Annotated in this window: 5 protein-coding genes and 1 pseudogene; 1 reads left to right on the top strand and 5 read right to left on the bottom strand. The window is 54.3% G+C overall.

Going from position 1 to position 11602, the window contains the following annotated elements; translation table 11 throughout:
- Positions 1-296, top strand: a pseudogene (locus Q363_RS17030) (transposase); the annotation flags it as partial.
- A 170-nt stretch (positions 297-466) separates the two neighbouring features.
- On the opposite strand, the gene Q363_RS17025 reads toward Q363_RS17030, so the two are convergent.
- From Q363_RS17025 to Q363_RS36215, 5 genes are all read right to left on the bottom strand, one after another.
- Entirely contained in the window at positions 467-2005 is a 1539-nt protein-coding gene (locus Q363_RS17025) for an efflux transporter outer membrane subunit (protein ID WP_084080453.1), read from the bottom strand.
- Complete coding sequence (locus tag Q363_RS17020; protein ID WP_035352396.1) at positions 1998-5123, bottom strand: efflux RND transporter permease subunit; 3126 nt, start codon at positions 5121-5123, stop codon at positions 1998-2000. The genes Q363_RS17025 and Q363_RS17020 overlap by 8 nt, the downstream gene beginning before the upstream one ends.
- Positions 5120-8521, bottom strand: coding sequence for an efflux RND transporter permease subunit (locus Q363_RS17015; protein ID WP_035352395.1), 3402 nt, complete (start codon positions 8519-8521; stop codon positions 5120-5122). Before Q363_RS17015 ends, Q363_RS17020 begins: the two co-directional genes overlap by 4 nt.
- The gene (locus Q363_RS17010; protein ID WP_051978895.1) at positions 8518-9762 is read right to left on the bottom strand and encodes an efflux RND transporter periplasmic adaptor subunit; all 1245 of its coding nucleotides are present in this window, start codon (positions 9760-9762) and stop codon (positions 8518-8520) included. Before Q363_RS17010 ends, Q363_RS17015 begins: the two co-directional genes overlap by 4 nt.
- Before the next feature lie 323 nt (positions 9763-10085).
- Positions 10086-11510 (bottom strand): ATP-binding protein, encoded by a 1425-nt coding sequence (locus tag Q363_RS36215; RefSeq protein WP_051978894.1) that lies wholly within the window; start codon positions 11508-11510, stop codon positions 10086-10088.
- Between the last annotated feature and the right edge of the window lie 92 nt (positions 11511-11602).

The following is an 11602-nucleotide window of genomic DNA, read 5'->3' as shown; positions in this document are numbered from 1 at the left end:
TCGCATCCATGACCGTCGAGGCGGCCACCGATACCGACGTCTTCCTCGCCTACCTCGACGAGGTGCTCTGCCCGCAGTTGCGTCCCGGAGACGTTGTGGTCATGGATAATCTCAGCTCGCACAAGGTAGCCGGGGTGCGAGAACGGCTTCAAGAGCGTGGTGCCGACGTGCTGTATCTGCCGCCTTACTCGCCCGACCTCAACCCCATCGAGAAAGCCTGGGCTAAACTCAAACAACTCCTTCGCGCCACCAAAGCACGCGACCCCAAAGAGCTCGACCAGGCCATCACAGAAGCCTTGCCCAGGATCAACGCCACAACGCCACAGCATGGTTCAGACTCTGCAATTACAGGGTGCAGCTACCTTGAATCCGCTCTAAGGGTTGTAAAGATTTGTAGTTGGCCTGTAAAGCAGGTGGTAGATGAGTAAACGAGAGGTAAAGTTTTGTAGGCACGATGAACAATTCATCAAGGACGCTTAGCTGCGACCTCATGCTCCGACGGAAGTTGGTTCATGTTCCAGCCACCACCCAATGCCTCTACCAACTGCACACTACTCGTCATCTGTTGCATGCGGAGTGTGATCATCGTTTGCTGATTCGCGAGTAACGTTGCCTGGGCGGTGAAGACGTTCAAGTATGGATCAAGCCCTGTCGTGTAGCGCGCAGCTGCGACATCAAAATATCGTTGCGCAGACGCCACAGTTTCCTCCTGCTGCTCAATCTGCCGGGTGAGCAGCCGCAACGAGGCGAGAGAATCCTCGGTCTGTTGGAACGCAACCAACACAGTCTGTTTATATCCGGCAACATCGGCATTGTAGAGAGCCGTATACTGAGTCATTGTCGACTTTCTAAGACCACCATCAAATATGGATTCGGATGCCGTCGGTCCGACTGACCAGTAGCGGCTTGGAGAAGCAGTCCATTTTGAAAATTTCGATGCTTCAAATCCTGCTGTACCTGTGATGTTGAGCGTTGGATAATATGACGCCTTTTGAACGCCGATCAGTGCGTTGGCTTCAGCCATGGTTCGTTCAGCAGCCGCGATATCGGGCCGTCTTTCCAGCAGTTCAGAGGGTACACCGACCGGTATGTCAGGCGCCTGGGTTGTTAATGCCCTTACTGGCACGGAGAAGGTCGAAGCAGGCTCACCAACCAGCAGCGCAATTGCATGCTCATACTGCGCCCGAGCAATTTCCGCGTTGGTCGCGGCGGCCGTGGCACTCTCAAGAGCAATCTCAGCCTGCGCCACCGCCTCATCGTTGTCGAGACCTGATTTGTATCGGACACGGGTGAGGTCCAGTGCCTTCTGGTCCACTTCTACAGTCTTCTGATAAAGATCTTCCAGTGCATCCTGGCCGCGTAGCTGAAAGTAGAAGACCGCCAGGTTCGCCTGTTCGGTTAGTTTTACGTTCTCCAGGTCGGCAGCGCTCACCTGGGCCGCACGCGAGAATTGGTGGACGGTGTTACGGACACGGCCCCAGAGATCGGGCTCCCAGCTAACATCGAAAGGAAGATCGAACACATTACTATTCGGGTTGGCGCTCGACAGACTCGACGCTGCGCCCTGCGATTGAGACGACCGATTGCGCGAATACGATGCCCCTACTCTGATCGTCGGGTAGTAGTTGGAACGCGCTTGCTGGACTTGAGCCCGCGCAGCCGTGAAATTGTCGTAGGACTGAGCGATGTTCTGGTTCGAGACATTCAGATTGTCCTCGAGAGCATTCAATTCAGGCTCTTGATAAATCTCCCACCACTTTCCTCGAAGCGCTCCATCTTGTGGCTGCGCGGGTTTCCAGGTGCTGCCATCGGCCGCTTGTTGAGTACCTAACTCTTTGAACGCTGGAGGGGCAGGGACAACTGGACGTAGATATTTTGGCCCAACATTGCATCCCGTGAATCCACTGAGGGGAAGAAGCAATAACGAAAGGGAGACGAGGCGGCTTCCCCGGCTTATTTGACGGCTCGCAGAGTGTGAAGCGGGATAGCGTCCGGAATTAATCATTAGATTGTGCCTCTGCCAACGACCAGTTCCTTGGCGTTACCGCGTCTTTGAAACGTAGCCGGAGGCGATCAAGAAAGAGATAGATCACTGGTGTTGTGTAGAGCGTGAGTGCCTGGCTGAGGATAAGGCCACCAGAGACCGCGATGCCCAGGGGACGCCTTAGTTCCGATCCCGTTCCGTGACCAAGCGCGAGCGGAAGAGCTCCGAAGAGGGCAGCCATTGTTGTCATCATGATCGGACGAAACCGTAATAGACATGCTTCGAATATGGCGTCTTTTGAATTCTTTCCTTCAACCCGCTCCGCGAGAAGAGCGAAGTCGATCATCATAATCGCGTTCTTCTTGACTATCCCGATCAGCAAAACGATGCCAATGAGCGAAATCACATCGAGTTCGCTTTTGCAGAGGATGAGGGCAAGCACCGCGCCGACGCTTGCAGGAGGAAGAGTCGATAGAATTGTGACCGGATGCACCAGACTCTCGTACAAGACTCCCAATACGATGTAGACCGCGAACAACGCCATCACAACAAGTACGATCTGGTCGATGAGCGACTTCTTGAAATCCCCCGCAGTGCCGGCGAAGCCTCCGCGTACCGTACGAGGCATCGCAAGCCTCTGCTGCAACTTCTCAACAGCAATGGTGGCTTGTTGGAGAAAAACGCCCGGCGCTAAATTGAACGACACCGTCACTGCGGGGAAGAGTCCGTCGTGATTAATAGAAAGAGGAGAAGTCGAATTCGTTGTCTTCACAAAAGCATCGAGCGGAACGGTATTACCATCGGATGGGTGAATATAAATAGAATTCATTCCGAGAGGGTTCTGCCTATATTGCGGCGCTGATTCCATCACGACGTGATACTGGTTTAGCGAGGTGTAGATGGTTGAGATCTGCGCCTGCCCGAACGCTCCGTATAGCGATTGGTCAATGAGTTGTGGGGTGATGCCCAATCGAGCAGCCGTGCGACGGTCATAGTTGACCGCGGTCTGTAGTCCACCATTCTGCTGGTCGATGTTGACGTCCTTGAGTTCAGGTAGCTTTCTCATTTCCTGGTAGAGGGTTGGCCCCCATTTGTTGAGATCAGCAACATTGTCGGCTGACAACTCATACTGGTAGGTAGTGTTACTGCTTTTTCCGACAGACGGAATATCCTGGAAAGGCTTGAGGAGTGTCTCCGCTCCAGTAATTTCATCCAATTTCGGCCGCAAGCGATCAAGCACATCGGCAGCGCTCAGCTTTCTCTCTGACAAAGGCTTGAGGGTAACGAAGACAAATCCCGAGTTGCTGCCGTCTTCGCTGCCCGGACCGGAAGTACTCCCAGTGAATCCGGTAACAACACCCACCGCCGGATCAGCTTCGATTACCTTCTCAACGGAGATCAATGCCGATTGCATTGCGCGGAAGGAGGCGTCCTGCGGCCCCTGAATCCCGCCGAGCAGCGAACCTGTATCCTGTATCGGAAACAATCCCTTTGTGACCCTTCCTATCAGAACCACGTTGAGCGCAACCGTCCCTAGAAACACAGCCAAAACGATGGCGGGATGCTTCAGTACCCAAACGAGGCTACGACGATAGCCGCCCAATAGATAATCAAAGGCTCGCTCACTGAGTCGATAGATTCGGCCATGCGTGACTCCATTTTCCGGCCGGAGAAGATAGGCACACATCATCGGCGTGAGAGTCAGCGAAACCACCATGGAGATCGCAATCGAGACCGCGAGAGTCACGGCAAACTCGTGAAAAAGCCTGCCCGGAATTCCTCCCATAAACAGAATCGGAATGAAGACCGCAATGAGTGAAAGGCTCATCGACAACACGGTGGGTCCTGTTTCTTCCGAACCCTTCAGAGCAGCTTCCATCGGGGGCACGCCCAACTCCATCAGACGAACGACATTTTCCATAACTACGATGGCGTCATCGACTACGAACCCTGTAGAGATGGCGAGAGCCATGAGCGATAAGTTGTCCAGGGTGTAGCCGCAAAGATACATCACCGCAAATGTGCCAATCACCGAGATCGTGACTGCAGCTCCTGGGATTAGGGTGGCCCGCGCGTTACGCAGGAAAAGGAAGACAACGAGGACCACCAAGCCGATCGACAGAATCAGTGTCCCTTCCACATCCTTGACAGAGGCTCGGATTGTGGTGGTGAGGTCTCCCGTCACCAGGAGCTGCTCATTCGAAGGGATCGAAGCCCGGATGGAAGGCAGCTCGCGCTTGATCTCATCCACTGTACTGATGACGTTCGCGCCCGGCGAACAATAGACAAGTAGACTAACGGATTCTTTCCCGTTGACGTAGGCTACGGAGCGGAGATTCTCGACCGAGTTGGTAATCGTTGCGACATCGCTGAGCCGTATAACGGAGTTGTCCTTCGATCGGACGATGAGAGGCGCATAATCGCGAGCCTTCGATATCTGATCGTTTGCCGTGATGTCGGCGATGGTACTTTCGTCGGAGATTTGTCCCTTCGGCCGGTTTGCATTTTGCGCGCTGATTACACCAGCGACATCCTGCAAGCCAAGACCGTAGTGAGCTAACTGTTGCGGATTGAGATCGATTCGCACAGCAGGCAAAGATCCGCCAAGAATGGATACTTGTCCCACGCCGCTGATCTGAGAGATTCTCTGTTGGATGATAGATGACGCAGTGTCGTAGAGAACACCTGTGTCAACGGTTGCGGAGGCTAGATTGAGCACCAGCACCGGCGCCCGCGCGGAATCAATCTTGCGATAGATCGGATTGGCGGGGAGGTTTGCTGGCAGGTAACTGCGGGCAGCGTTGATTGCGGCTTGAACATCACGCGCTGCGCCGTCGACATCCCTACTCATATCGAAGGTTAGCCTGATCGAAGTGATGCCGAGAGAGTTCTTCGAACTCATCGAGGTAATCCCGGCGATATGACTGAATTGCTTCTCGAGCGGAGTCGCCACAGAAGACGCCATGTCTTCAGGGCTCGCGCCAGGGAGTGCGGCCGATACCTGAATCGCCGAGAGGTCGACCAAAGGCAAAGAGGCCACTGGAAGGTACCGGAAAGCAATCATGCCGGCCAATGCGACGCTAACGGCCAATAGAGTTGCCGCGACGGGTCTTTTTATGAACGGGGCAGAGAAATTCATAGCTGCCCCTCCGCATCGAACGTCATTAGAGACGATTTGCGAGAGCCGAGCCGTTGTCCCAATCTGTCGAAGAAGATATAGACAACCGGAGTTGTATAGAGCGTCAAAACCTGGCTCAGAAGGAGGCCACCCACCATTGCGATACCCAAAGGACGCCGCAGTTCAGATCCGATGCCCGAGCCGAAGGCTAGCGGAATTCCTGCAAGGAGGGCTGCCAACGTCGTCATCATGATGGGACGAAAGCGATGGAGTGAAGCCTCGTAGATTGCCTCGGTGGAAGTAAGGCGGCGAGTTCTTTCCGCGTCGAGAGCAAAATCGACGATCATAATTCCGTTCTTCTTCACGATTCCGATCAGAAGAATGATGCCAATAATGGCGACAATGCCGAGATCCTGGCCAAACAACATGAGTGCCAGCAACGCTCCGACTCCAGCCGAGGGCAGAGTCGAAAGGATAGTGATTGGGTGGATGAAGCTCTCATAGAGAATCCCCAACACGATATAGACGGCCGCCAGCGCCGCGAGAATCAGGAGCGCCTCGTTGGATCCAACCGATTTGTAGGCTTCCGCAGTACCCTGAAAGCTCGCCTGTACACTGGCGGGCATCGTCAAGCGGCGCTGCGTCCTTTCGACCGCGGCGATAGCCTGACTCAAGGATGTATGCGGCGCCAAGTTGAATGAGATAGTTACCACTGGAAACTGGCCCTGGTGAGCGATTGTCAGGGGGCTGGATCTCTTCTCAAAATGTGCAATCGCGGAGAGAGGGATCGGAGATGTCGCATTGGAGCTGCTGCCCCCTGAGGAGGCGGAGGAGGGCTGAGAGGTTGTGGCTGAAAGGCCGCTGGTTCCGCTCATTGAAAGAACCGAGCTCGTAGACCTCCATGTAGAGGCGAGCCCACCCAACGTGTTGGAGGACAGGGCGGAAGTACTGACCGATCCGGATGCAGCTGACCGCTGTGCGCCTGATATCCCGCTAGTGGAAGAAACTGAGAACGCGCTAACCGAAGTTGATGTGCTGTTGGCACCTGTCCGTCCAGAGGTGGATGCAGAGCTTGTGCCGCTTTGCTGTGAAGAATTTTGCAGATAGATGTCTTGAAGCTTTTGTGGACTCCTCTGAAATTCAGGAGATGCCTCGAGGATCACGTGATACTGATTGAATTGTGTGTAGAGGGTACTGATCTGACGCTGTCCGAATGCGTCATACAGCGTCGAGTCAATTTGGTCCGGGGTAATATTCATGCGAGAGGCTGTGGCCCGGTCAATGACGAGATTCTCGGCTAGGCCTCGGGGTTGTTGATCGGTGGCGACGTCTCTCAGTTCCGGCTGCTTTTTGAGATCGTCAACCATCTTTGCGGTCCAGATGTCGAGTTCCGCCTGATCGGCATCTACAAGCGTGTACTGGAATTGGTTTCGGCTGGCGCGATCGTCAACCGTCAGGTCCTGCACCGGCTGCATGTAGAGATGTATGCCGTCCACTCTGTCTAATTTGGAATGGAGACGATCGATCACTGTGGCGGCGTTAACGTGGCGTTCCGCGAATGGCTTGAGATTGATTTGGATACGGCCACTGTTAAGAGTCGCATTTGTCCCATCTACGCCGATGAAGGAAGAGAGGCTTGCGACCGCAGGATCCTGCAAAATCACCTTCGCTAATTCCTGTTGCTTCCGCGACATGGACTGGAATGATATCGATTCAGGGGCTTGCGAAATGCCCTGAATAATGCCCACATCCTGAGTAGGAAACAGGCCTTTCGGGATAACAACGTAGAGATTGATTGCGAGCACCAGGGTGACGCCCGCCACCAGAAGAGTCGCCACCTCGTGGCGAAGAACCCATCGCAGCGTCCGGCTGTATCGTTCGATCAGGACTTCAAACATCTTTTCAGACCAGCGATAGAACGCTCCTTGCTTCGATCGCGGCTTGTGGTGAAGCAGACGAGCGCTCATCATGGGTGTCAGCGTGAGGGAAACTGCGGCAGAGATAAGGATGGTAACTGCAAGCGTAATGGCGAACTCGCGGAAGAGTCTGCCCACAATATCTCCCATGAGCAGCAGCGGAATGAGCACTGCGATGAGAGATATTGTGAGGGAGATGATGGTGAAGCCAATCTGCTCTGCGCCCTTGAGCGCTGCATCCAGCGGTCGGAGTCCATCCTCAAGGTAGCGCGAAATGTTTTCGATCATTACAATCGCGTCATCAACGACGAAACCTGTCGAGATCGTGAGCGCCATTAGTGTGAGGTTGTTCAGGCTATAGCCCAACAGATACATGACGGCCATAGTTCCGATCAAAGAGATGGGGATGGCTATGGCAGGAATGATCGTGGCGGAGATATTACGCAAGAATACGAAAATGACCATGATGACAAGGCCGATGGTCAGGGCTAGCTCAAACTCGACATCCTTGACCGATGCCTGGATCGTCGTTGTTCGATCGGTCAACACCGTCAGCTTTACTGACGCTGGCAGGTTTGCCTGTAGTTGAGGAAGTAGCTCTTCGATGCTCTTGACAACTGCAATCGTGTTTGCTCCTGGTTGTCGCTGGATATTGAGAATCACCGCAGGGGTATGATTCATCCAGCCCGCGAGCCGTGTATTTTCGACGCCATCGCTGATCGTGGCAACATCGGACAGGGTTACGGGGGCGCCGTTCCTGTACGCAACGAGAACATCGCGATAATCGTTACCCGAGAGCAGCTGATCATTCGCGTTGATTTGATAATTTTGCGCATCTCCATCGAAGGTGCCCTTCGCAGCATTGACGCTGGTGCTTGCGAGAGCAGACCGTAAGTCTTCCAGACCGATGCCATAGGTCGCCAGCGTCGCGGGATTTACCTGAATGCGGACGGCCGGTTTCTGTCCGCCGCCGATCGTCACGAGCCCTACTCCACTGAGCTGCGAGATCTTCGGGGCGAGCCGAGAATCTGCCAGATCTTCTACTTTGGAGAGCGCCATGGTCTTCGATGTGAGAGCGAGGGTCAAGACAGGCGCATCAGCCGGATTCGACTTGCTATACACGGGCGGAACCGGCAGGTCGGTAGGCAGAAAGCTCTGCGCGGCATTGATCGCGGCCTGAACCTCCTGTTCAGCCACATCGATATTCAGACGCAGCGAAAACTGCAAAACTATCGCAGAACTTCCGTCCGAACTAGTGGAGGTCATCTGGGTCAACCCAGGAATCTGGCCAAACTGACGTTCCAGTGGCGCAGTAACAGCAGAGGACATCACATCCGGACTGGCTCCCGGATAAAAGGTCCGAACCTGAATTGTTGGATACTCTACCTCGGGTAATGCTGAGACCGGTAGCTTGATATAAGCGGCAGCACCAGCGATCAGAATCGCTACCATAAGCAACGCAGTCGTTACCGGTCGAAGAATAAAGGCGCGGGAAGGGCTCAAGGCTGTACTCCCGTGTTGACTGAGGCTTTTTGAGGCGACGGTTCGACCTTCACCGGTGTCCCCTCTTGCAGCTTGTCAAAGCTCGAGAGCGCCACCGTTTCTCCCACCTGAAGACCTTCCACCGCAGCCGTGACGCCGTCAGTGCTCCGCTCGGTGATGTTCCGGACCGATACAGTATTCTTATCGACAGCGAAGACGAATGCCTGCGTCCCATTTCGTTGGATCGCCGCAGAGGGAATGAGAACTGAACCTTTGAGCGTTTTCACCAATAGCCGCGCATTGACGAACTGGTTTGGAAAGAGGGTTAGGTCTCGATTGTCGAATTCGCCACGGAATCGAACCGTACCGCTCGATGTGTCGACCTGATTGTCAATGGTCAGAAGAGATCCGACCGCCAATTTGGTTACGGCTGAACGGTCAAAGGCTTCCACGGCAAGAAGTTTGTGTTGTCGCAGTTGCGTCTGGACTTCTCCGAGATGATCTTCTGCCACGTTGAAAACGACTGTGATCGGCTGGAGTTGGGTGATCACGAGGAGCGCGCTTGAACTCCCGGCAAAAACAGTATTGCCGGAATCCACCAGTCGCAGACCAACCCTGCCTGAAGTTGGAGCTGTGATGTGGCAGTAGCTAAGCTGGGCCTCGGCATATTGCACTTGACCAAGATCGAATTTAACAGCTCCCTGATCTTGAACGACGGCCTGTTCCTGATCGTCGAGAATCTGTTTTGCAACAGCGTGCAAGGTGAATGCCTCCCGGTAACGAGCAAGATCAATCTCAGCCTGTTTAAGGACACCGCGGTCGTGGTCCAATAAACCTTCTGCCTGCTGCAACTGCGCCTGATAGGGGCGGGGATCGATGTCGAGGAGCGGGTCACCCCTATGTACAATCTGCCCCTCGCGATAATGCACCATGAGAACCCGACCGCTCACCTGGCTGTAGATGTTCACCGTTGAAATCGGGGTCACCGTACCGAGCGCATCGATATAAACACCCATGTCACCTTGGTACGCCCTGCCGACATGGACGATGACAGAATGATCTTCCGCTCCAACAGCGACCGAATCGACCTTCTGCCTTTGAGACTCAAGCGCAAGGAAGATGCCGATGGCTAGAGTGGCGCCCGAGAAAATGGCCGCTATCCTCTTTGAGGATGACCTGGAAGTAGGCTTCGCAATGATGGTCTGCTGTGCAAATCTAAGTTGTGCGAGCTTGTCTTCCCTCTCCCCAAGATATTCGCTCACTTGCTATCTCTCCGAGACACCTTCAGACAAATCTGTGCGTGCGCCCCGGGCGTTTGAACGAGGCACGAGTGCACTGCACGGGACTTATCGAACAACCCTCTTCTGACCTTCATGAGCCCTCCTAGAGTCCTATTGTGGGGAGGGCAACGACAAAGCGCCGTCAGGAACGGTTAGGTACTTGTAAGGATTTGTATGGGAACAAACCAACGCAAACACTGGAGCGGGTGAGGCAAACTTGAGCTATCGAGCATTATCCGTAGGATGTTCAGGCGAGGAAACTCTATATTCTTTATCTGTCGGCTCACGGCTAGGGCGGCCACGGTTTAGTCGCAATTCTTAGCTTGTGCGTTGTGCTCGGGCTGCGGAACCTCATATCGACGGGATGCTGCATCGGAAGCGATCGGCAATCGAATTGTTATATCAAGGCCTGTCGGCCGAAGATTCGCGGCGCTAATCGTACCGCGGTGCAACCGAATCGCCTCTAAAGCAATCGCTAGACCGAGACCGTTCCCATCCGTCCCTTGCGCGTCGCCGCTAATTCGATAGAAAGGTTGAAAGATTGCCTCAAGTGACCCTTCCGGAACCCCTGGGCCATGATCTCGGACGGAGAGAATCCCCGCCAGTTCCGGTGTGCTCCTGTCAATCTCCAATACGACCTCGACATTGGTTCCCGGTCGGGTAAACCGGACCGCATTGCGAATAATGTTCTCACAAGCACTTCGAAGGGCATGTGGATCGGCATTCTCGAGAATGATCGAACCTTCTGTACGGAAACTCACCGACTTGCACGACGCTTCGGCTTCGAAGTTACTGTCAGCCGCTGTTTCCTCGACGAGTTGAGCAAAATTTACATCTTCTCTCTCTGCGGATGAAAGCCCGGCTTCAAGGCGAGAGAGAGTCAATAACTGCCCCATCAACACATCGATCCTCGCGACGTCCCGATCGAGTCGTTGAAACATGTCGTCGGCGTCTGCCGAGTAACGCTTTTTCAAAAGAGCCACAGAGAGATTGATACGAGCCAGAGGAGAACGCAGTTCATGCGATACCGAATTCAGAAGGTTCTTCTGCGTTTGTATCAGCAAGTCCAGACGACCCACCATCGAGTCAAAGTCTTTTGCCAGAGCTGCCAATTCATCAAAGCGCCTTGACACCGAAGCCGGCACCCGCGCCTTGAGATCGCCCTGTGCGACTCTTCTGGCCGTCGATTGAATGCTGTGGATCGGTGACGCAATATGATACGCAAGCGCGAAGCAGAGTAGAGTGACCAGAACGACCAGAAAGATGGTATACGGCAGGCCCTCTCCCAACAACGCCTCTGCTATCTCGCGCAGGCCGGATTTCAGGTAAAGCAGCAGGATGTAGGGATGCCCTGAAGAAGAGACGAATTTGTAAGCTGCGAGATGGGCCCGGAGCGTAACGAGTTGGCCATTCTTTGCTGCGTGCGCAACCCGCAGGCCGTCGTTTGTTAGCGGCCGTGACAAGACGTCCTTATAAAACCCGTCGAGCAGGTAGAGTTGCCGCGCGCGGCCCTCATCGTTGCTTTGCGAAAAACGAGCAAACGCCTCAGGGCCGCCTGATTCATACGCCTTCGCTGCCTCTGCGGCCAGGATGGGCGCGATCGTTGCATACATATTGGGAGCAGAGACCTGCCTGATGCCAGTCAGGCGGCTGCCGAGAACCACAATAGCGATCATGCCCCAGGTGGTCAGCCAAAACCATAAGAAGATCGTCAGGAAAAGCCGGTACATGGGCACTCTGGCTCTCACCTTGCAGAGTCTGGCTTGAAGATTGAGAGGCAAATGTTCTCCCTTCCCGATTACCGAACCTTTAGGTATACGAT

The organism is Edaphobacter aggregans DSM 19364, assembly GCF_000745965.1.
Lineage (GTDB): Bacteria > Acidobacteriota > Terriglobia > Terriglobales > Acidobacteriaceae > Edaphobacter > Edaphobacter aggregans.
Note: the sequence above shows the minus strand (reverse complement) of the source record. Positions and strands in the feature narration are given on the sequence as shown.

Excerpts from the sequence above, each read along its gene's own strand:
- Q363_RS17025 (WP_084080453.1), bottom strand. The coding sequence starts at position 2,005 with ATGATTAATTCCGGACGCTATCCCGCTTCACACTCTGCGAGCCGTCAA.
- Q363_RS36215 (WP_051978894.1), bottom strand. The coding sequence starts at position 11,510 with ATGTACCGGCTTTTCCTGACGATCTTCTTATGGTTTTGGCTGACCACC.
- Q363_RS17020 (WP_035352396.1), bottom strand. The coding sequence starts at position 5,123 with ATGAATTTCTCTGCCCCGTTCATAAAAAGACCCGTCGCGGCAACTCTA.